Source organism: Ligilactobacillus sp. LYQ139 (assembly GCF_045033025.1).
GTDB lineage: Bacteria > Bacillota > Bacilli > Lactobacillales > Lactobacillaceae > Ligilactobacillus.
Genome location: NZ_JBJFZW010000005.1, coordinates 1 through 21,984, shown reverse-complemented (window position 1 = coordinate 21,984; position 21,984 = coordinate 1). Strand labels below are relative to the sequence as shown.

Genomic DNA, 21,984 nt, shown 5'->3' with positions numbered 1-21,984 from the left:
CGTGTTGTTTCAGCAAATTGCGCAGAATAAACGACGGACAATTTATGTGCTTACGGCTTTTATCTTGTTAGTTGCGGCCGTGGGCGCAGCTGTTGGTGACTTATTCTTTGGAAGTATTAGTGCGGGATTAGTTGCTGCGGTGGTTTTGGGAGTCATCTATTTTATCGTTACGTGGAGTCAGTCAACCGAAATCGTCATGGATATGAACCATGCCCGGGAGGTTCATACAGCTGCTGAGTATCCGGAATTGTGGCACATAGTAGAAGATATGGCTTTGGCGGCGAACGTCCCCATGCCACGGGTGTTTATCATTGATGATCCTAGTCCCAATGCATTTGCGACGGGGAATCGACCGGAGAAAGCTGCCGTTGCGGTAACGCAGGGACTGTTAGCCCGGCTGAATCGCGAAGAATTAGAAGGGGTAATTGCTCACGAAGTTTCCCATATTCGCAACTACGATATCCGACTCCAGACCATTTCGCTCGCCTTAGTATCAGTTGTTTCTGTGCTAGTGAGTATGGGAATGCGTTTCTTTTGGTGGGGTGGCGGCCAGGGTGACCGGGATGATGAAGACAACGGGAACGGCGTATTAACAGTTGTGTTTGCCGTGGGCGCAGTGCTGGTTCTTATACTAGGGCCATTAGCAGCTTCCCTTGCGCAAATGGCACTCTCCCGGAACCGGGAATACCTGGCTGATGCCTCGGGGGTTGAACTAACCCGGAATCCGCAGGGGTTAATCAGCGCATTACAAAAGATTACTGATAGTGAACCAATGAAGGCGGCTGATGCTAGTAGTGCTGGATTATACATTGCTAACCCGTTCAAAAAGCGGTCATGGACTCATCTTTTTGACACTCACCCACCAGTGGCTGACAGAATTAAACGGTTGGAAGAAATGTAATTAAATGATTAATCGGTAAGATAAGGAGACTGTTGCAAGAAACGCAGTCTCCTTGTTTTTGGGGTTAATTTGGCGTTAAAACGAACGGATTGAGTGGGGAAAATCAGTTGCCATGTTTGTTGTAATTTGCGCTTTGTGTAGCTAGTAGCTTTTCATTACGCCCGGTTCGATATTGGGGGACGCGCCCTTTTAATTGACTTTTACCGGTGAAGAGAATATAGTTAGGGTTCACTTTATCGGAGACGCGGTATGGTACAATAACGGGGAGAACGGGTGGGGAACCACCCTTGAAAAACGGAAGGAAAACATGACATGGACATGCAGTTAAGTGAGGTTGCTCAAGCACTTGCAACTCCCCAACCGGGGAATGCTGGTCAGGTGACAATCACAAGTGTGGGGTTTGATAGTCGCCAGTTAGATGCGGGATCGCTTTTTATTCCGTTGATTGGTGAGCACGATGGGCACGCGTACGTAGCGGCAGCAAAGCAGGCCGGGGCGGTAGCAACGTTATGGCAGGCTGATCACGGACCGGCTCCGGCTGATTTGCCCGCAATTGTTGTGCCGGATACGTTAGCGGCATTACACCGCCTTGCCCGGTATTACCTTAAACGGGTTAATCCGCGGGTGGTGGCCGTAACGGGGAGTAACGGGAAAACGACCACAAAAGACATGATTGCGGCGGTTCTAGGGACGACCTTTACCGTTCATAAGACGAACGCTAATTTCAATAATGAAATTGGAGTACCGATTACCGTATTGGGAATGGATGAACGGACTGAGGTGCTAGTTGTTGAGATGGGGATGGATCGCAGCGGTCAGCTTGATGCGCTGAGTAGGTTGGTTTCGCCAGACGTTGCGGTAATTACCATGATCGGAGAGGCCCACATTGAATTCTTTGGGACCCGAGAGCGTATTGCGGATGCTAAGATGGAGATTACTCACGGGCTAAAAGCGGATGGTACCTTGGTATACAACGGGGACGAGCCGTTACTACGCGCGCGGACGGCTAACCTAGTGCAGACCGTGCGTACGTTTGGAATGCAGAAAAATAACGACCTTGTTGCCCGGAAAATTGCGGGTAATGCGACGACGACAACGTTTACTGCGAGTGCATGGCCGGACGAGCCGATGACTGTTAACATGATTGGAACGTATAACGTGATGAATGCGTTAGCGGCGTTAAGCGTGGGTCAGTTGTTTAAGGTGCCGGTTGTTGATATGCGGCAGGCGTTAAGGACGTTTGCGCTTACCGCTAACCGAACAGAGTGGCGGATTGCGCCAAGTGGGATGCGTATTCTGAGTGACGTGTACAATTCTAACCCAACGGCGGTGCGTGAGGTGTTAGCGGCGTTTGCTCAGGTTCCGACAGCTGGGCGGCGGATTGCTGTTTTGGGCGATATGCTTGAGTTGGGTGAACAGGGCGTTGCCATGCATTCGGCGTTAGCTGATGCACTTGATCCTCGAAAAATCCAGCAAGTATATTTGTGCGGCAACCTGATGAAAAACCTCGCGGATGCTTTAACTGACCGTTACGGGAAAGATCAGGTTCATTGGTACCCCTTAGCACAACAACCAGTTTTAATTAGTGATTTATTGTCAACCGTGCAGGCCGATGACATCGTCTTATTAAAGGGAAGTCACGGTATGCACCTTGAGAAGGTCTTGGCGGCGCTGATAACACCGTCAGTTGGTTAGGAGAAAAACGTGGAACAATTTGCAGATTTAGGTTTAGATCAAGAGTTACTTGCTGCGGTTGCCCGGTGTGGATATACCACACCTACTCCAATTCAGGCAAAGACCATCCCGCTGGAATTAGCAGGAACGGATGTTGTCGGTCAGGCCCAAACAGGGACCGGGAAAACGGCTGCCTTCGGGTTGGGACTTCTTCAGCGAATTAATCCGGGAAGGAATGTCGTTCAAGCGTTAATTATTGCCCCCACTCGGGAGTTAGCTAGCCAAACCCAGGAAGAGTTGTTCAAACTGGGGAAGGAGAAGTGCGCTCACGTGCAGGTTGTTTATGGGGGAGCAGATATTCGGCGACAAATTCGAAATTTATGGCGACCGCCCCAGATTTTAGTAGGAACACCGGGGCGTTTACTTGATCATCTTAACCGCCATACCGTTGATTTGAGTAACGTGCAGACGGTGGTGTTGGACGAAGCTGATGAGATGCTTGATATGGGCTTTCTGGACGATATCCGGCATATTCTTAAACATACCCCTGCTAAGCGGCAGACGTTACTATTTTCCGCAACAATGCCCCCAGCAATTATGCAGGTCAGCCAGCAGTTTATGATGCACCCGGCAATCGTAAAGGTACAGGCGCAGGAGTTGACTACGGACCTTGTTGATCAGTATTTTGTGCGGGTTCAGGAACGGGAGAAGTTTGATACCCTTACTCGGCTCTTAGACGTGCAACACCCACAGTATGCGATTATTTTTGGGCGTACTAAGCGGCGGGTAGATGAACTTACCCGGGGATTACAAACCCGCGGCTTTAATGTGGGGGGAATCCACGGTGACTTAACACAGCAGCAACGAACACTTATTATGCGTCAGTTTCGTGCGGGTCATTTAGCGGTTTTGGTTGCAACTGATGTTGCAGCGCGGGGCCTTGACATTTCCGCGGTGACCCACGTATATAACTATGATATTCCCCAGGATCCAGAGAGCTACGTTCATCGGATTGGGCGGACGGGCCGGGCCGGGAAACATGGGGTTGCGGTTACTTTTGTTACCGGAAATGAACGGCCATACCTCCGGGCGATTGAACAGCTTACTAACAAGCGAATGATGCCCCTTAAGCCGCCAACGCAGGATGAGGCGTTTGCGGGTCAGCTTACTCAGGCGCAGCGACAGATTCAAAAATTAGTAGCGCAAACTGATCATACTAAATACGAGGACGTTGCCCGGCACCTGTTGGCGCAAAATGATGCGGTTGATTTGGTAACTGCGTTTGTCGATGAATTAACTAAGGATCAGCAGCGGACACTCCCCGTTCGGATCACGGCGGAACGACCACTTCCCCGGCGGCATCGTGAAGATAATCGCGGACACCGGCGCAGTGGCAAACAGCGGGGAAATTCTCCTCATAAATCTGCTAAGCAACGAACAGGAACACGGCAGGATAGTCGTCGCCGAATGGTAAGTGGATACACGATCCGTAAGAAGAAGTAATTTAGTTAAGGAGGGAACCGGATGATTTACGGAATTGGGATTGATGTTGCGCCGTTAGCCCAAATAAAGCAAGCCGCGGCTAAACACCACTTTATTGATTACGTCCTAACTCCCCGTGAGCGTGAGCAGTATGATGCATTACCGTCAGCAAAACGCCAGATTGAATACCTTGCGGGCCGGTTCTCAGCAAAGGAATCATATAGCAAGGCGTTGGGAACGGGAATTGGCAAGTGCGTGGGCTTTCACGACCTTACTATTTTAAATGATGAGGCGGGCAAGCCATACTTTGCCGTTCATCCCCGAAAAGGAATGTTATTCGCTCACGTCAGCATTACACATACGGATGAGTTGGCGGGAACGGAAGTAATTCTTGAACGAAACGGAGGGGAAAGTAAGTGATTATTGGAAAGCACCGGAACTCAAAAGCGATTGTTGATTTAAGGGCGATTAAGGATAATATCCGGCAGGAACGGTCTCGGATGGCGGCAGACCAGTCATTGTTTGCGGTAGTTAAGGCCAATGCTTATGGTTACGGGTTGTTGCCGGTGGCCCAAGCAGCCGTGGAAGCAGGCGTTGATGGCTTTTGTGTTGCGGTTATTGACGAGGGAGTTGCCCTCCGAAATGCGGGGATTACTAAAACGATTTTGGTTCTTGGCGTAACGTCGGCTAATACTGCGGTATACAGTGCAATGCACGATCTCTCCGTTACGGTTGCTAGTACTGCTTTTTTAACCGCCGCACAATCGCTGTTAGCACGGGAACACCGGCGATTAAAGGTGCACCTGGCGCTTGATTCAGGAATGGGGCGGATTGGCTTTACCAGCGCAGACGAACTCCAAAAAGCTCTGCGGTTTATTGCAGCCCACTCCCAGGAATTTGACCTGGAAGGGATCTTTACCCACTTTGCAACGGCGGACGATCCGAATCCGGCTTACTACGAGCAGCAGATAACGCGGTTTAAGGAATTAATGGCAGCTGTTCCGGTTATTCCCCGGTTTATCCACGTTGCTAATTCTGCAGCTGCGTTGTGGCACAGAGAATGTGGCGGCAATGCAATTCGGTTAGGGGTGGCAATGTACGGAATGAATCCTGCGGGAACGGCTCAGGCAATGCCGGCGGGATTTCACTCAGCCCTGACCCTTGAGAGTGAGCTTGTTTTTGTTAAGCAAATTAACCCGGGAGATTCGGTTGGATACGGGAAGACTTATACGGCACAACGGCATGAATGGATTGGTACAGTGCCGATGGGGTATGCCGATGGGTGGCTTCGGCGAATGCAGGGGTCGCAGGTATTGGTTGATGGCCATTTTTGCGAGATTGTTGGGCGTGTATGTATGGATCAGTTTATGATTCGGCTACCTCACGCTTATCCCCAGGGAACGCGGGTTACGTTAATCGGGGAAAATAACGGGAGCGTGATTACCCCGCAAGACGTTGCTGACTACGCGCACACAATTAACTACGAAATTACATGTTGTTTATCAGATCGAATTAAACGGGAATACCGTGAATAAAAGAACCTTGACTGGCGTGCCGTTCCGTGGTTTATTATGGAATTGGAGAACTTGATAAGGGACAGAGGCGCCATGACTGAATACGGACAAAATAATAATCAAGCAGATATTACGGGTTACAAGCATTTAGCGGAATATTGTGATTTTTATGGGGTTACACGAGAGGATTTAATGACACACCCGGAATATGTGGCTCATATTTTAAAGTACCAGCCATACCTGGAACAATTGATTACTGGGTATGGAGCAATGGGGATAATTAATCGACCGATTGCGGAGGAAATTCAGCAAGAAGAGGTTACGGATCCCTGGCAAATTTAAGGTTACGGTAATTGGGGGATTTTAATTGACAGAGAATAGCGTGAAGCGGGGCGATGTCTTCTTCGCAAATCTTTCACCAGTTGTTGGTTCGGAGCAAGGAGGAAGCCGGCCAGTATTGGTGATTCAGAATAACATTGGTAATAAGTATAGTCCAACAGTAGTTGTTGCGGCAATTACTTCCCGGATCACGAAGCCGCGAATGATAACGCATGTTGCCTTGGAGGCTAAGAAAACCGGGCTTGAACGGAATTCCGTTGTGTTACTTGAACAAATTCGGACAATTGATAAGCAACGGTTGGCAGACCGGGTAACCCACCTGGATTCACAGGTGATGCATGATGTTGATGAGGCATTAAAGGTGAGCGTAGGGTTGGTGCGGTTACATACCGGAAAATCGCGGGAACATTAGGTGTTTTGCCGCGCTTTTTTACCGTTGAAATAAAGTTAGCCCCAATAATAGTAAGGATGATGAAAGATGTGGCGAGTACAAATAAACGCAGATCAACCGCTTCGAGGGAATTCAGGGACAGTGACGGTCGAATTGGGAGTTCTTCCGGTTCCCGGAGATACATTAATTGTGGGGGATGGTAATGCCCAGTGGCGGGTAGCAGAACGGACAATTATTGTTCATGATGCGGCTCACTCCAAAAAAGAATACGTGGATGCTGTCCTCCGGGTAACGCGAATTTAGTGTGCTATTCCCGGAGATTTTCGATTTCAGGAACGTCAAAGTGTTTCCGTTTAAGGTTCGCTACAATTTTATTAAGTTTCGTTGGGGTGACATCGGCCGGCAGGGTAAACATTGTGCGACGGGGTTCCCCGTCCGTTCGAATATCAAGTGTCATACAGCTTGCGATGGCGGTGTACTTCGTGATGATTTTAGCGATGCTAACAAGGTCACCTCGTTCGTCTGGCGAAGTGACCGTTAGGACGTAGCTACCAATGTCAACGTTCCACGATTGGGAGAGCATTTTAAGGAGCCGGTTATGGGTGAGAATCCCGTAAAACCGGTTATTTTCATCTAAAACGGTAATGTATGGCAGGTCACGGATAGCGAAGAAGACCGTAAAAAACTGGGAGTTTAGGGTGACAAACTTTGTTGCATTTTTCAGCAAGTGGGTTACGGGGAGCTGCATATCACCGTTGCGAGATTTATGCCGGTAGATATGCATTTTATAGATGTTTCCGCGGTAGATATTCCCCGTTGCGTCAAGGATTGGAACACAGCGAAACCCGGATGTTTCCAAAATGGTGAGCGCTTCCGCTAACGTTGCGTCCTCCTTGACAGTTGTAAGTTTGTTCTTCGGCTTAATGAGGTCCTTCATTAGCATGGTTTATCCTCCCGGTACCTTAATTTCCCGTCTACCATACCATAAAAAACGCCTTATGAGACGGGTAAATTAAAAAGCGTCCTGTAATTCTGGCAATGAAGTTCATTGTGCCAGGGAAACAGGACGCTTTTGGCCTTTAATTAACGGGTATTAATCGGGAATACCGGCTTCTTTAAGTGCATCGTCTAAGACACCACGGAGGACCGTTGCGGAATGTTGCAGTTGAGCGCGCTCTTCGGTACTGAGATCCATTTCGATAATTTCTTCCAGTCCATTTCCACCAACGACACTCGGAACCCCCGTAAAGACGTTGTGAATGCCATACTGGCCGTCTAAGTAAGCGGACGTAATGATTACGCTTTGCTCATCGTTGAGAATGGCTTTGCATAGCCGGGCTGTAGCTGCACCAATGCCGTAGAAGGTTGCGCCTTTCTTGGCAATGATGGTCCCTCCCTTATGTTTAACGTCTTCTTCGATTTCGTGTAAACGATTAGTAGAAACGCCCTTTGCTGAAGCATATGTTAACAGCGGCGTGCCCCCAATGGTTGCGGCGGAGTATGCTGCAACTTGGGAATCACCGTGTTCTCCGAGGACGTATGCATGAACTGACCGGGCATCGGCAAGCCTTAATTCCTTAGCAAGGGCAACCCGAATCCGGGAACTATCAAGGGCGGTTCCTGCTCCAACGATCCGTTCTTTCGGGAATCCGGAAAGCTTCCACGTTGCGTACGTAAGAACATCAACGGGGTTCGCCACAACAACAAAGATACCATTAAATCCGGATTGGACAACCGGATCAACGATTGACTTTAAAATTGTGAGGTTTTTCCCAACTAACTGTAAGCGGGTCTCTCCGGGTTTCCGGGGAACACCGGCCGTGATAATCACCAGATCAGCGTCCTTACAATCAGCATAGTCGGCAGCATAGATGCTTTTGGGAGCGCTAATAGCCGTGGCGTCTTCCAGGTCAATGGCGTCACCGTAGCTGTGATCCTTCTTGATGTCGATGATTCCAAGTTCGGCCCCGATTCCTTCGAGGGTGAGGGCGTAAGCAATCGTGGAGCCGACTGCGCCGTCACCCACGAGCATAATTTTTGAATGGTGCTTGTTCATAGTGCGTCCTTCCTTCTATTAAGTAAGTATTTGTGACTGTTATCACTAGTCATAATGTACCATGCTTTAATTCCCGCGACAAGCAAAAAGAAAACGGTTTCGCTATCAATGGATCATCCGAAGACTTACGCGCCGTTGTATAATAAATGTACATAATAATGAGTCGCCCGCGGCACGGTTGTGTCTGGGCTTTTTGTGTAGGCAGTTAAAATTGGAGGAGTTATGGATGAAAATGATTGTCGGTCTGGGAAATATCGGGCAACAATATACGGGGACGCGGCATAATGTTGGTTTCATGGTAATTGATGAACTGGCGGCGCGGAATGACGTTGCGATTAACCGTGTGCAGGGGGATGCATTAATGGGAACTGCCCATATCGCTGGCGAGCGGGTTTTGCTGGCAAAGCCAACGACATACATGAACGAGTCGGGACGAGCTGTCCGGCAGTTAATGGATTATTACAAGGTAACTCGTGACGAATTAATGATCATTCAAGATGATATGGATATGGAACTAGGACGGTTACGCTTCCGGGCGAAGGGGTCGGCTGGCGGCCATAACGGCATTAAAAGTATTATTGCTCACGTTGGTGGGCAGGACTTTAAGCGCTTGAAGTTGGGAATTGGCCACCCCACGAAGGTGACGGTGGTTGATTGGGTGCTTTCTCGGTTTAGTGTTCCTGAACGGATTACTTTTGACGAGACAGTTACCAGGGCCGTTGATGGGTTGCAGGAGTGGATTTTAACGGGCGACTTTAACCAAATAATGAATCAGTATAACGGGTAGGAGGCTGGATTGTGAAGATTACAACGCTGTTAGAACAAAATAAGGATATCCGTCATTGGTTGGCAAACCTTAATAAGGGGCGGCGGCATATGATAACCGGATTGACGGGATCAGCTAAAACGCTTCTTCTAGCAGCGGCTTTTCGCCAATCCCAGCGTCCCATGGTGGTTGTATGCGATCAACTCTTTAGGGCCCAACAACTTGTTGATGACCTCCAAAACGTCGTAGCTCCTGATTCTGTGTTTCTTTTTCCGTTTGAAGAGGTACTGGCAGCTGAGATGGCAACCAGTTCACCGGAGTTTCGGGCGCAGCGAATTCAGGCGCTAAACGCGTTGATGACCGGGGAACCGCGAATCGTTGTGGCCGCAGTGGCGGGGATACGGCACTACCTTCCAGTTCCAGCAACTTGGCAGGCGGCCCACATTACCATTACTGTGGGTGATGATCTTGATTTGGAGGCAACGGTTGCCCAGTTAACCAGGATGGGATACCAGCGAGAACAAATGGTTGGCCGCCCGGGTGATTTTGCAGTGCGGGGATCAATTTTGGACGTTTATCCTTTAAATTTACCCCATCCAGTACGGATTGATTTGTTTGATACTGAGGTTGATTCACTCCGTACGTTTGATGAAACTAACCAACGAAGCATCGCGAACACCACAACGGTGACCATTTCACCGGCGACAACGTTACTTGCTTCTGATGAAGTGGTGGAACAGGTGGTTACTGAACTGCAAAAAAGACAGCGTGAGGCGGCGGATGAGGCAGTTACCCAGCAGGTGGTGCAATTACTTCCAGGATTACAAGCGCATGCGCTCACCCCAGCGCACTTAGTTTTGGGACCGCAGTTGTTTCCTGACCACAACACGTTAGTGGATTATCTGCCGGATGACGGTTTAGTTGTTTTTGATGACTACGCACGGATTACTGATTATGAGCAAGAACTCGTTACTGACGAGCAGGAGTGGGTTAATAGCCACCCTCTTCTCCCGCAGAATGAGCGGTTCGGAGTGGCAATCCGGAACCTTGAACAAACTAATGGGCACTATGAGCTCTTTGTTACCGGGTTGGAACGTAGTGTTGGTCATTTACGGTTTAGCCAGTTGGTAAATGCTCAAACCCGACCGGTTCAACGATTTTACGGGCAAATGCCGGCACTAAAGGCAGAATTGGACCGGTGGTGTCATGAACACCAGACCGTAGTTTTGCTTGTTCCAGAACGGGAGCGGCAGGATAAAGTGATGGCGACCCTCGCTGACTTTGAGGTTGCTGCTTTTAAAACCACTCCGAATAACGTGCAGCCAGGAAAGGTCCAGGTTGTTGTAGGAGAACTAGCAACGGGGTTTGAAATGTTTTCTGCGGGAGTAGTTGTGCTAACAGCCAGTGAGTTGTTCGCTAAGGTAACCCATCACCGTGCAAAACGGGCAACGATGGCCAATACGGAACGGTTGAAGGCATACACCGACCTGAAAAAGGGGGACTATGTGGTTCACGTTAACCATGGGATAGGGCGGTACATGGGCATGAAGACGATGACCGTTGACGGAAAGCACCAGGATTACATGACAATCATGTACCGGGGCGATGACCAATTATTTATCCCCGTTACCCAACTTGATCGGGTTCAAAAGTATGTGGCGGCAGATGCTAAACCACCACATATTAATAAACTTGGTGGAACCGAGTGGCAGAAGACGAAGAGACGGGTTGCGGCGAAGGTTGAAGATATTGCTGATGATTTAATTGACCTGTACGCTGAGCGGGCGGCTAAGCGCGGGTTTGCGTTTTCCCCAGATGATGCTAATCAACGTGAGTTTGACGATGCTTTTCCGTATGCTGAAACGGCCGACCAGCTCCGGAGTATTAAGGAAGTTAAGCGTGATATGGAACGGGAACGGCCGATGGATCGCCTGTTGATTGGTGATGTCGGTTACGGGAAAACCGAAGTAGCACTCCGGGCGGCGTATAAGGCTGTCTTAGACGGTAAGCAAGTTGCGTTTCTTGTACCAACTACTGTTTTGGCCCAACAGCACTACGAGACGATGAAACAGCGGTTTAAGAACTTCGCCGTTTCGGTCGGCGTGCTTTCCCGGTTTACAACCACTAAGGGAGCCCACCACTTGTTGGCTGACCTTCAAACTGGAAAACTCGATATTATTGTAGGAACTCACCGCCTCCTGTCAAAGGACGTTCACTTTCATGACCTGGGATTGTTGATTATTGATGAAGAGCAGCGGTTTGGCGTTAAGCATAAGGAACGGCTTAAGCAAATGAAGGCCACCGTGGATGTTTTGACGTTAACGGCGACCCCGATTCCCCGAACACTCAACATGGCAATGCTTGGGGTGCGGGATTTATCTGTAATCGAGACTGCACCGCTTAACCGCTATCCGATTCAGACGTACGTGTTGGAACAGAACTACGATGTAATTGTTGCGGGGATTCGGCGGGAGCTAGCCCGGGGTGGGCAGGTTTTTTACCTGCATAACCGGGTACATGATATTGAACGGGTAGTTACGGAATTAGAAGCACTGGTTCCCGAAGCACGGATTGCTGCGATTCATGGCCAAATGCCAGAACCCCAAATTGAACGTATTTTAATGGATTTTTTAGCAGGCGAATATGATGTTTTGGTGACGACTACTATTATTGAAACTGGTATTGATATGCCAAACGTGAATACGTTATTTGTTGAGGATGCTGACCGGATGGGATTAGCCCAGCTCTACCAGTTGCGGGGACGGGTTGGCCGGTCAAGCCGAATTGCGTACGCATACTTTATGTACCAACCAAATAAGGCGTTATCCGAGGTGAGTGAAAAGCGGCTTGAGGCTATCCGGGACTTTACTGAACTAGGGGCGGGTTTTAAGATTGCCATGCGGGATCTTTCGATTCGTGGAGCCGGAAACCTTTTGGGACGGGAGCAACACGGGTTTATTGATTCGGTTGGGTACGATCTTTATACCCAGATGTTGAATGAGGCGGTGGCCCGGAAGCAGGGGCACCAGCCTGAACGTCGGACAAACCCGGAAATTAACCTTGAAATCGAGGCGTACATTCCGGCAGACTATATTAGTGACCAGCAGCAAAAGATTGAGATGTACAAGCGAATCCGGCAGTTAACGGGAATCGACGAGTACCGGGAGATTCAGGATGATTTAATTGATCGTTTCGGTGAATACCCAGATGCGGTCGCTAATTTGCTAGAAGTCGGCGTGTTACGCATGAACGCAGCGGCAGCCCTTGTTACGGCAATTGATCAAAAAGATAAGCGGATTACGGTGACCTTTGATTCAGCGATTGATCATCTGTTGACGGCTAAGCAGTTGTTGCAGGCGGTCGCCCAAACTCACCTGCACGCTGTCTTAGATGAACGCGCTGGGCATCTAGGAGTGCAGTTTGTAATTCAGCCCCGGATGACGATGACGCAAGTGCTAACGGAATTACAATCCTTTATGCAGGCGGTCGCTCAGGTAGTAACGGTTAAGCAGTCCCCGGATCAAGGTAGAAACGATAAGAATGAGCATGATTAGTTAGAAGAGGAGTGGATAAAATGCGGTTGGATAAGTACTTAAAGGTGGCTCGGATTATTAAGCGGCGGGCGGTTGCAAAGGAGATTGCTGATCAGGGACGGATTACAATTAATCAAAAACCAGCCAAATCATCGAGCAGTGTAGCAGTTGGTGATGAACTTGTAATTAATTTTGGAAATAAAACGTTAACCGTTGAAATAACAGGAATTAAAGATTCAACTAAGAAGAGTGATGCGGCTGATTTATACCGTGTGATTTCGGAAAGCTACAAGGAAGATTTTGGTTCGTTCAATGAGGAAAGTTAGCAGGAGTAGTTAGACAACCCTGGGACTTCTTGGTATAATTTTTCACTAGAAGTAGCCGGGATTACGGGGGTGGAAGCGAGTGGCAAAGCGCTCAAAAATTAAGGTGCTCGACAACGCTTATTTTCAGCAAAAGAAGCAAGAAAATGCGGCAAATGAACGGCAGTCTCGTGGAACGCGGTTTCGAATGGGGCTGTTAGCAATTGTTGTTGCAATTGTTACCTTTTTTTGTGGTATCCGGATTGTTCAGGCGGAAGTTGAAACTCACCAGGTGAACAAGCAAACGACGGTGGCAAAGCAAAAGCTTCAACGGGTAAAGGCCCGGAATGCCAGCCTTAGCCAACAAGTCCAGCAGCTCAGTAATAACGACTATGTACAAAAGGTAATTCGCCAACGGTATAATTACACTAAGAAGGGCGAAACGGTTTACAACCTTCCGCAAACGAATGTATCGAATAATAATTAGGTAATGATACGGGATTTTCCCGTGGAGAACGGAATGTTTAGGAGGAGCAAGTCTTTTTATGGCGATTGAAGTTGGACAAAAGGTAACGGGCAAGGTCACGGGGATTACTAATTTTGGAGCATTTGTTGATCTTGGTGATAATCAGACCGGACTGGTACACATTAGTGAAGTTTCGGATAAATACGTTAAGGATGTCCATGATGTTCTAACGGAGGGCGACGAAGTCACCGTTAAGGTGTTAAGTGTTGGTGATGACGGGAAAATTGGCTTGTCCATCCGAAAGGCGGTTGATCGACCGCAACAAAACCGGCATGAGCATGATCATCATCGGGGTGGTCAGACCCGTGGAGGGGCTTTTCGTGGCCGGAAGCGGTCTGGTGGGAACAAGGACTTCGATTCGATGATGGCTAACTTCCTAAAGGAAAGTGAATCCCGGTTGGCGACGATTAAGCATAATACTGAGGGAAAACGCGGTGGTCGTGGCGGTCGCCGGAGTTAGAACGAACGTAAACATGATGAAGGGCTTGCGGATCATTGGTGGTCAACGGCCCTTATTTTTTAGCGGTTAATGTGGAGGTGGATTAGATGGCAGACCAACTTGAATTACGGTTTCGGCGGGCAATGACGACTTTTCACCTTGCACATCATTTGGTTCTCGTTGCCGTTTCAGCTGGAAGTGATTCGATGGCACTCATTACCCTTCTCCAACGCTTACCTGAAAGAGAGCGGCCACGCCTTGCCGTAGCGTATGTTGACCACCAGCTCCGGACAGCTAGCCAAGCAGAAACAGCGTACATAGTGGCATATTGTCACCGTCACCGCCTGCCCCTTTACCAGGTTAAGTGGGCACAGGCCCTGCACCCTAAGACGGGGATTGAAGCCGCGGCGCGGGATTTTCGGTACGCCTTTTTTAACCGGGTTATGCAAGCAAATAAAATTCCAACCCTGATAACGGCGCACCATGCTGATGATCAGGCAGAGACCGTGATTCAAAAACTAATTCGGGGTGGGCGAGTTAACCGGCTTCAAGGAATTCAACCAAGTCGTTCGTTTGGGGATAATTTACGTATTATTCGTCCCCTTTTAGGAATGCGCAAAGAAGAACTCCGGACGTATGCTATCCGGCACCACGTGCGCTTTTTTGATGACGAAACAAACGGGGAGGATGACGTGCAGCGTAACCGGATTCGGCACCATATTATTCCCCAGTTGGAACAGGAGAATCCGGTGGCCGTGGCGCACATTAATATGGCCGCTAGTGGGGTACAACAGCTACTTACAGCGGTGAAATGGGAGGTTGATCGGGAATGGCCCCGGGTCGTTTCGCCCGATCGGGGTGTAAGCTGCCAGCAGCTACAACGGTTGCCTGCTGCAATTCAAGCGGGAGTGCTTGACCGGTTTGCGCCGGCAATGACCATCCGGCAACGGGCCCAGGTGGAACAACTTGCAGCTAATTTGCAGCGGCCTGATGGAATGGTAAATTGCGGTTCGTTTTTTATCATTAAAGACCAAGGGTGGTTGGTTAAAATAAAGCAGCCTTCGTTCCAAACGACAAGTCCGTTTTCACTCCGTCTTACACCTGGTAGTTGGGTGATGCTTCCTACTGGCGGAATGGTTGGACTCTTTGAACGCACAGAATGTCCTGTTGAGGGACCAAGTCTTCTAGTACCTGCAGGGCCGTTGACGATCCGTTCACGGCAGCCGGGTGATCGGCTTATTACCCGGACAGGACATCAACGGGTAAAGCGGGTATTACAGGCCGCTCATGTTCCGGGAAATCAGCGGGTAGATTGGCCGGTTGTGGTTATGGCGACCGGCGAAGTAATTGCTGTTTTGGGCATTAAGTATAGTGATTTGTCACTCACCGGTGGAGATGCTAGAATAGGGCAATACATAGTAGTTTATCGGTCAGCGACGGGAAGGAGAACGAACGGTGGATAACGATATTTTGAAGGTCCTGTATAGTCAGGAAGATATCCAGCAAGCGTGCCAGAAAATGGGAAAACAGATTACGGTGGATTTTGCGGGGAAGAATCCGCTGGTAATCTGTATTTTAAAGGGTGCTGTAATGTTTATGACGGATATTGTTCGGGAGATTAAAACGTACCTGGAACTTGATTTTATGGATGTGTCAAGTTATGGCGATGGGACTGAATCAACGGGGGACGTGCGGATTTTAAAGGATCTGGACGTCTCTGTGAGTGGTCGGGACGTCTTGATTGTTGAGGATATCATTGATACGGGCCGCACCCTCGATAAACTCGTGGGGTTATTGAGTCACCGGAATGCTGCTTCCGTTAAGGTATGCACCCTGTTTGATAAACATGATCGCCGGGAAAAGGCGATTACGCCAGACTACGTTGGGTTTAATGTTCCCAACGAATTTATCGTTGGTTATGGGCTCGACTATGCGGGAAAGTACCGGAATCTACCGTACGTCGGCGTTTTAAAACCGGAAGTTTATTCTGATTAATAGGTTAGTCAATGATAGTCAAATGTGGTAAGATTTACCGTGATAGTCATTAATGAATAGTGATAATTTTTGAGAATTGAGGAAGTGAACGCATGAATAACAAGCGTAATGGGTTATTCCGCAACGTGTTGTTCTACCTCGTGATAATTCTTGGTGTGATTGGGATGGGCTATTACTTCTTTGGTGATAAGACGGAGTCGTCTAGCCAGCAGATTCAGTCCAGCCAATTCATTACGGCGTTAAGGGAAAATAACGTTAAGAGTTATACGATGCAGCCGTCGGGATCAACTTATAAGGTAACGGGGACGTACCGGCACCCCCAAAAAACCCACAGTTCCAATAACGGTCTTTTGGGAACGGGAAGCAGTACGAATAAGGTGACGAGTTTCACGGCTACCGTTCTTGCAAACGACCCGACTGCCCGCGAGATTCAGCGATATGCTAATAAGTACCACGTAAAGAACAATGCGAAGGCGGATTCGTCCAATAGTATTTGGATGCAGTTGCTGATCTACGTGGCACCGGTAATCTTCTTCTTGTTCTTCTTCTATATGATGATGGGGCAGGCTGGCCAGGGTGGTCAGGGTGGCCGGATGATGAGCTTTGGTAAGTCAAAGGCTAAGCCAATTGACAAGAAGAAAAACAAGGTGCGGTTCTCCGATGTAGCCGGCGAAGAAGAAGAAAAGCAAGAACTGGTTGAAGTTGTTGAGTTTCTCCGTAATCCGCGAAAATTTAAGGCATTAGGGGCAAAGATCCCGTCTGGGGTTCTGCTTGAGGGCCCGCCAGGAACCGGGAAAACGTTACTCGCGAAGGCGGTCGCCGGTGAAGCGGGTGTTCCGTTTTACTCCATTTCTGGTTCGGACTTCGTTGAAATGTTCGTTGGGGTTGGGGCATCCCGGGTGCGCGACCTCTTTGAAACTGCCAAAAAGAACGCGCCGGCGATTATTTTTATTGATGAAATCGATGCGGTTGGTCGTCGTCGGGGCAACGGCATGGGCGGCGGCCACGATGAACGGGAACAGACGTTAAACCAGTTGCTGGTTGAAATGGACGGATTTGAAGGCGACGAAAACGTCATCGTGATGGCCGCAACGAACCGGTCTGATGTCTTGGACCCAGCGTTGCTACGGCCGGGACGATTTGACCGGAAGATCTTAGTTGGGCGGCCGGACGTAAAGGGCCGGGAAGCAATCTTGAAGGTACATGCCCGGAACAAACCGTTTGCGGATGACGTTGACCTGAAGATGATTGCTAAGCAAACGCCGGGGTTTGTGGGGGCTGACTTAGAAAACCTGTTAAATGAAGCTGCCCTATTAGCTGCCCGTCGGAATAAGAAGCAGATTGATTCGTCGGACCTTGATGAAGCGGAGGACCGAGTAATTGCTGGGCCAGCAAAACGTGACCGGGTAATTAGCAAGCATGAACGTGAGACGGTGGCTTTCCACGAAGCCGGGCATACCATCGTTGGTCTGGTCTTAAACGATGCGCGGGTTGTCCATAAGGTAACGATTGTGCCGCGGGGACGGGCCGGCGGATATGCCATTATGTTGCCGAAGGAAGATCAGATGTTGATGTCAAAGAAAAACCTCAAGGAGCAGATTGCCGGATTAATGGGTGGTCGGGCTGCTGAGCAGATTATTTTTGACAGTCAGTCTTCCGGAGCAGCTAATGATTTTCAGCAGGCAACCCAGTTAGCCCGGGCAATGGTTACAGAGTACGGGATGAGTGAGAAACTTGGCCCCGTTCAGTACGAAGGTGACGCCAGCATGAATCCGGGCGAAATGGCTGGACAGCATAGCTATTCTGGTCAGACCGCTAATACAATTGATGCTGAGGTTAAACGCCTTTCCGATGAAGGAATGGCAACGGCGATGAAAATTATTCAGGAACACCGTGAGCAGCACCGGGTAATTGCCGAAGCCCTGTTGAAGTATGAGACGCTGGATGAAAAGCAAATTCTTAGCCTGTACAAGACAGGAAAGATGCCAGCGCAGAGTGAGGAAGATGAGTTTCCAAGTGAGAAGGCTGCTACTTTTGAGGAATCAAAGCGAGCCCTCGAACAGAAGGAAGCGGAGCGTTATGATGGGAAGGACGACAAGGACGCTAATAAAACGGTAACGTTCTATCCGCATAACCACCAATCGGATGAATAAGAACAAAGCGGGATAGTCGGGACGAACGACTGCCCGCTTTTGTCGTGCATGTAAACATGATAAAATCACTACTGGAAATTATGGGTGAAAGGAGCGGACAAGATGAGCGATTATTTAGTAAAGGCACTGGCGTTTGATGGCCAAATCCGGGCATACGCAGTGGATGCAAGTGCTACTGTGCGCCAGGCGCAGCAGTTACATGATACCTGGAGTGCGGCCTCGGCTGCTCTTGGGCGGAGCATTGTGGCAACGGTGATGCTGAGCGCCGCATCCCTTACGGATGATGAGCGAATGACAGTTAAGGTTAATGGGGACGGCCCGGTTGGTGGAATTGTTGTTGACGGTAATGCGCATGGAATGGTGAAGGGCTACGTACAACACCCGCATGTGCACCTTCCGCTTAACGATCAGCACAAGATTGATGTTAAGGGGGCTGTGGGAACGAAGGGGTTCTTGGCGGTAACGAAGGACCTTGGGTTGAAGGAACCGTTTACCGGAGAAGTTCCGCTGGTGTCTGGTGAGCTGGGAGAGGACTTCACGTATTACCTGGCAAAATCTGAACAAATTCCATCAGCGGTGGGATTATCAGTTTTTGTTAATGACGATAATACCATTGCGACGGCCGGAGGATTCATGCTTCAAGTGATGCCCGGGGCGGATGATGACGTAATCACCAAAGTGGAGCAACAGATTAACGCGATGGCGCCAATTTCGGCACAAATGCGGGCCCATAAAAAGCCAGAGGATATCCTGACAACCATTTGTGGGAAAGGGCGCCTTAAGGTACTTGAAACGATGCCGGTTAAGTATGAATGTGACTGTTCGAAGGAGCGGTTTGCAACGGCCCTTGCAAGCGTTGCTCCGGCTGATTTGCAACAAATGATTGATGAGGATCACGGTGCCCAAGCAGTGTGTCATTTTTGCGGGAAAGATTATCGGTTCAGTGAACAGGAGCTCCGCACGATTTTGAAGAACGCAACGCAAAAGGAGGGATAGCCGTGACAAAGTGGAAGATTGGAAACGTTGAGATTCCGAATCAAGTAGTTGTTGCTCCGATGGCGGGAGTAACGAACGTGGCTTTCCGTACAATTTGTCGGGAATTTGGCGCTGGTTTGGTCGAGTGCGAAATGATTTCGGATAAAGGAATTCATTTTCGAAATAAAAAAACACTCGGAATGTTATTTGTTAATCCCAACGAGCATCCAGTAAGCATTCAGATTTTTGGGGGCGATGAGGATACCCTAGTTGAAGCAGCCCAGTTTGTACAGGAAAATACCGGAACGGATATTATTGATATTAATATGGGATGCCCGGTGCCTAAGGTAACTAAAACCGAGGCGGGCTCTAAGTGGCTGTTAGACCCCGACAAGATTTATCACATGCTAAATGCTGTTGTGCATAGCGTGGATATTCCGGTTACGGTTAAAATGCGGACCGGCTGGGATGATGATCACATTTTGGCTGTTGAAAACGCCCTAGCAGCTGAAGAAGCGGGGGTTGCGGCCCTGGCAATGCACGGGCGAACCCGGAAGCAGATGTACGCTGGTCATGCTAACTGGGAAATCTTAAGGGATGTAAACGATCATCTTACTAAGATCCCATTTATCGGAAACGGTGATGTACGAACTCCCGAATTAGCAAAGAAGATGCTTGATGAGGTTGGGTGTACTGCCGTGATGATTGGGCGGGCAGCCCTCGGGAATCCGTGGGTAGTTCGGGAGGTTGCGCATTACCTGGAAACGGGCGAAAAGATTGCGCAACCAACGCCGGCGGAGAAAATCAAAGTGGCTAAGGAGCACCTTCACCGGCTAATTAAGATTAAGGGTGAAGTGGTTGGCCCTAAGGAATTTCGGTCGCAAGCGGCGTACTACCTAAAAGGGATTCCGCGGTCTGCTCGGACTAAGGCGGCATTAAATAATGCTGATACCGAGGAAGAAATGGTTGCGATTTTTGACAAGTTCCTTGCAGATTACGAGGAACGCCGGATCCGCCGGGAACAGTGTTAGTTTTATGGTATACTGACAGGGACTAAGGATGAAGAAGGGACGATTAAGGATGGCAAAGAAGCAGCAGCCAATGAACGATCAAATGCGGGTACGGCGGCAGAAAATGCAAGAGCTGCGTGATGAGGGAATTGATCCTTTTGGTCACCGCTTTGAGCGGGACGCGACAAATGCGGAATTACACGCAAAGTACGGCAAAATGAGTAAAGAAGAACTCAATGATTCGGGGCTCACGGCTACGATTGCTGGGCGGATGGTTGCTAAGCGGGGAAAGGGTAAGGTTGGCTTTGCTGACCTGCAGGACCGAACCGGCAAAATGCAATTGTACGTGCGGAAAGATGTTGTTGGTGAGGATCAGTATCATATCTTTAAGCGGGCTGACCTTGGGGACTTTCTGGGAATTACCGGTGAAGTGATTAAGACTGACATGGGTGAGTTGACCCTGCGCGTGACAAGGTTGACGCACCTATCAAAGGCGCTGCGGCCACTTCCGGATAAGTATCACGGATTACAAAACATCGAACAGGTTTATCGTCAGCGGTACCTTGATTTGATTACCAATAAGAATAGTTATGACCGGTTTATTAACCGGAGTAAAATTATCCGGGCGGTACGGAAGTACTTGGATGATAACGGCTTTATTGAAGTGGAAACGCCAGTGTTAAATACCATGGCAGGGGGAGCGGCTGCCCGGCCGTTTATTACGCATCATAATGCGTTGGACATTGACCTTTACCTGCGGATTGCCCTGGAATTGCCATTGAAGCGGTTAATTGTTGGTGGAATGGAACGGGTTTATGAACTGGGCCGAGTTTTCCGGAACGAAGGAATTGATACCCGACACAATCCAGAATTTACTACGTTGGAAACGTACGCAGCTTACTGGGATTTCGAGGATGTCATGGATGAAACTGAGGGTATTTTTAAGGCAGCCGCTAAGGTAGTTACTGGCAATGGAATCGTGACGTATCAAGGGAAGGAAGTTAACCTTGATAAGCCGTTTAAACGCGTTCATATGGTTGATATGATTAAGGACGTTACGGGGGTTGATTTCTGGCAAAGGATGACGCTTGAAGAAGCGCGAAGGGTTGCTGATGAGCACCACGTTCATTATGAGGATTACTGGCAGGTAGGTCATATTATTAACGAATTCTTTGAAACGTTCTGTGAGGATAAGATTGTTGATCCAACGTTTATTTATGGGCATCCGGTTGAAGTTTCACCGCTTGCTAAGAAGAACGCTAGTGATTCGCGATTTACAGATCGGTTTGAATTATTCATTCTTGGTGGTGAATATGCCAATGCCTTTACTGAATTGAATGATCCGGTTGATCAGCGGCAGCGGTTTGAAGCGCAGGCGGCTGAACGGCAGGCTGGAAACGATGAGGCCGAAAGTATTGATGAAGACTTCTTGGAAGCAATGGAGTATGGAATGCCGCCAACGGGTGGTTTAGGAATTGGAATTGACCGGTTAGTAATGCTGTTAACGGACGCACCGTCGATTCGGGATGTTTTGTTATTCCCAACGCGACGGCCGGAATAACAAAAAAGATAATAAAGGAGCTGTGACTTGCGTCGCGGTTTCTTTTTTATAAAAAGCGCATTTTTGTGAAAAAAGAGGAAGTAAGTTGTTGACGGTAATTGAGAGTGATGCTATTATAAAATAGTTGTCGTAAGGCAATGGGATAGATCTTTGAAAACTGAACACAGTATCGACGAATTAAATGTGTAGGGCTCTTTTGAGCAACATAATTTAACGAAGTCAAACTTCGCTAGTAATAAATAATGAGTCACGAATTCAAAATGAGAGTTTGATCCTGGCTCAGGACGAACGCTGGCGGCGTGCCTAATACATGCAAGTCGAACGCGAAACCTTTACACCGAGTGCTTGCACTCACCGTAAAGGATTC

General features: G+C 48.9%; 21 protein-coding genes and 1 rRNA gene. 20 read left to right on the top strand and 2 right to left on the bottom strand.

Going from position 1 to position 21,984, the window contains the following annotated elements; all coding sequences use genetic code 11:
- Position 1: 1 nt before the first annotated feature.
- The 8 genes from htpX to ACI3E1_RS05335 all read left to right on the top strand — a co-directional run bounded on the left by htpX (position 2) and on the right by ACI3E1_RS05335 (position 6,604).
- On the top strand, positions 2-901 hold the full coding sequence (htpX, locus tag ACI3E1_RS05370; RefSeq protein WP_405024633.1) for a zinc metalloprotease HtpX: 900 nt from the start codon (positions 2-4) through the stop codon (positions 899-901).
- A gap of 312 nt (positions 902-1,213) precedes the next feature.
- Complete coding sequence (gene murF, locus ACI3E1_RS05365) at positions 1,214-2,596, top strand: UDP-N-acetylmuramoyl-tripeptide--D-alanyl-D-alanine ligase (protein WP_405024632.1); 1,383 nt, start codon at positions 1,214-1,216, stop codon at positions 2,594-2,596.
- A gap of 9 nt (positions 2,597-2,605) precedes the next feature.
- Positions 2,606-4,078 carry a DEAD/DEAH box helicase gene (locus tag ACI3E1_RS05360; protein ID WP_405024631.1) on the top strand — a complete coding sequence of 491 codons (1,473 nt, stop codon included), beginning with the start codon at positions 2,606-2,608 and terminating at the stop codon, positions 4,076-4,078.
- A gap of 21 nt (positions 4,079-4,099) precedes the next feature.
- Positions 4,100-4,477 carry a holo-ACP synthase gene (gene acpS / locus ACI3E1_RS05355; protein ID WP_405024630.1) on the top strand — a complete coding sequence of 126 codons (378 nt, stop codon included), beginning with the start codon at positions 4,100-4,102 and terminating at the stop codon, positions 4,475-4,477.
- Complete coding sequence (alr, locus tag ACI3E1_RS05350; protein WP_405024629.1) at positions 4,474-5,592, top strand: alanine racemase; 1,119 nt, start codon at positions 4,474-4,476, stop codon at positions 5,590-5,592. The genes acpS and alr overlap by 4 nt, the downstream gene beginning before the upstream one ends.
- A gap of 72 nt (positions 5,593-5,664) precedes the next feature.
- A complete protein-coding gene (locus ACI3E1_RS05345; protein ID WP_405024628.1) occupies positions 5,665-5,913 on the top strand; it encodes a hypothetical protein in 249 nt (82 codons plus the stop codon).
- A 25-nt stretch (positions 5,914-5,938) separates the two neighbouring features.
- Positions 5,939-6,322 carry a type II toxin-antitoxin system PemK/MazF family toxin gene (locus ACI3E1_RS05340; RefSeq protein WP_405024627.1) on the top strand — a complete coding sequence of 128 codons (384 nt, stop codon included), beginning with the start codon at positions 5,939-5,941 and terminating at the stop codon, positions 6,320-6,322.
- Positions 6,323-6,388: 66 nt separating this feature from the next.
- Positions 6,389-6,604, top strand: a complete 216-nt coding sequence (locus ACI3E1_RS05335; RefSeq protein WP_405024626.1) for a hypothetical protein — start codon at positions 6,389-6,391, stop codon at positions 6,602-6,604.
- A gap of 4 nt (positions 6,605-6,608) precedes the next feature.
- Here ACI3E1_RS05335 and cbpA read toward each other — a convergent pair whose 3' ends face one another.
- Together cbpA and ACI3E1_RS05325 are read right to left on the bottom strand one after the other, a co-directional pair.
- The gene (gene cbpA / locus ACI3E1_RS05330) at positions 6,609-7,244 is read right to left on the bottom strand and encodes a cyclic di-AMP binding protein CbpA (protein ID WP_405024625.1); all 636 of its coding nucleotides are present in this window, start codon (positions 7,242-7,244) and stop codon (positions 6,609-6,611) included.
- Between the two features lie 150 nt (positions 7,245-7,394).
- Positions 7,395-8,357, bottom strand: a complete 963-nt coding sequence (locus ACI3E1_RS05325; protein WP_405024624.1) for an L-lactate dehydrogenase — start codon at positions 8,355-8,357, stop codon at positions 7,395-7,397.
- A 226-nt stretch (positions 8,358-8,583) separates the two neighbouring features.
- Between ACI3E1_RS05325 and pth the strand changes: the two genes are divergently transcribed.
- The 12 genes from pth to ACI3E1_RS05265 all read left to right on the top strand — a co-directional run.
- Positions 8,584-9,144 carry an aminoacyl-tRNA hydrolase gene (gene pth, locus ACI3E1_RS05320; RefSeq protein WP_405024623.1) on the top strand — a complete coding sequence of 187 codons (561 nt, stop codon included), beginning with the start codon at positions 8,584-8,586 and terminating at the stop codon, positions 9,142-9,144.
- 11 nt (positions 9,145-9,155) lie between these two features.
- Positions 9,156-12,677 (top strand): transcription-repair coupling factor, encoded by a 3,522-nt coding sequence (gene mfd / locus ACI3E1_RS05315; RefSeq protein ID WP_405024622.1) that lies wholly within the window; start codon positions 9,156-9,158, stop codon positions 12,675-12,677.
- Positions 12,678-12,697: 20 nt separating this feature from the next.
- Positions 12,698-12,982 (top strand): RNA-binding S4 domain-containing protein, encoded by a 285-nt coding sequence (locus ACI3E1_RS05310; RefSeq protein WP_405024621.1) that lies wholly within the window; start codon positions 12,698-12,700, stop codon positions 12,980-12,982.
- Positions 12,983-13,061: 79 nt separating this feature from the next.
- Positions 13,062-13,445 carry a septum formation initiator family protein gene (locus tag ACI3E1_RS05305; RefSeq protein WP_405024620.1) on the top strand — a complete coding sequence of 128 codons (384 nt, stop codon included), beginning with the start codon at positions 13,062-13,064 and terminating at the stop codon, positions 13,443-13,445.
- A gap of 58 nt (positions 13,446-13,503) precedes the next feature.
- A complete protein-coding gene (locus ACI3E1_RS05300) occupies positions 13,504-13,944 on the top strand; it encodes a S1 domain-containing RNA-binding protein (RefSeq protein ID WP_405024619.1) in 441 nt (146 codons plus the stop codon).
- An 86-nt stretch (positions 13,945-14,030) separates the two neighbouring features.
- Positions 14,031-15,386 (top strand): tRNA lysidine(34) synthetase TilS, encoded by a 1,356-nt coding sequence (tilS, locus tag ACI3E1_RS05295; protein WP_405024618.1) that lies wholly within the window; start codon positions 14,031-14,033, stop codon positions 15,384-15,386.
- Complete coding sequence (gene hpt / locus ACI3E1_RS05290) at positions 15,379-15,918, top strand: hypoxanthine phosphoribosyltransferase (RefSeq protein ID WP_405024617.1); 540 nt, start codon at positions 15,379-15,381, stop codon at positions 15,916-15,918. The genes tilS and hpt overlap by 8 nt, the downstream gene beginning before the upstream one ends.
- 92 nt (positions 15,919-16,010) lie before the next feature.
- Positions 16,011-18,071, top strand: a complete 2,061-nt coding sequence (ftsH, locus tag ACI3E1_RS05285; protein WP_405024616.1) for an ATP-dependent zinc metalloprotease FtsH — start codon at positions 16,011-16,013, stop codon at positions 18,069-18,071.
- 102 nt (positions 18,072-18,173) lie between these two features.
- Positions 18,174-19,067 (top strand): Hsp33 family molecular chaperone HslO, encoded by an 894-nt coding sequence (gene hslO, locus ACI3E1_RS05280; protein WP_405024615.1) that lies wholly within the window; start codon positions 18,174-18,176, stop codon positions 19,065-19,067.
- A gap of 2 nt (positions 19,068-19,069) precedes the next feature.
- Complete coding sequence (gene dusB / locus ACI3E1_RS05275; RefSeq protein ID WP_405024614.1) at positions 19,070-20,077, top strand: tRNA dihydrouridine synthase DusB; 1,008 nt, start codon at positions 19,070-19,072, stop codon at positions 20,075-20,077.
- 49 nt (positions 20,078-20,126) lie between these two features.
- The gene (gene lysS / locus ACI3E1_RS05270) at positions 20,127-21,617 is read left to right on the top strand and encodes a lysine--tRNA ligase (protein ID WP_405024613.1); all 1,491 of its coding nucleotides are present in this window, start codon (positions 20,127-20,129) and stop codon (positions 21,615-21,617) included.
- 256 nt (positions 21,618-21,873) lie between these two features.
- Positions 21,874-21,984: ribosomal RNA gene (locus tag ACI3E1_RS05265) — 16S ribosomal RNA — on the top strand; the annotation flags it as partial.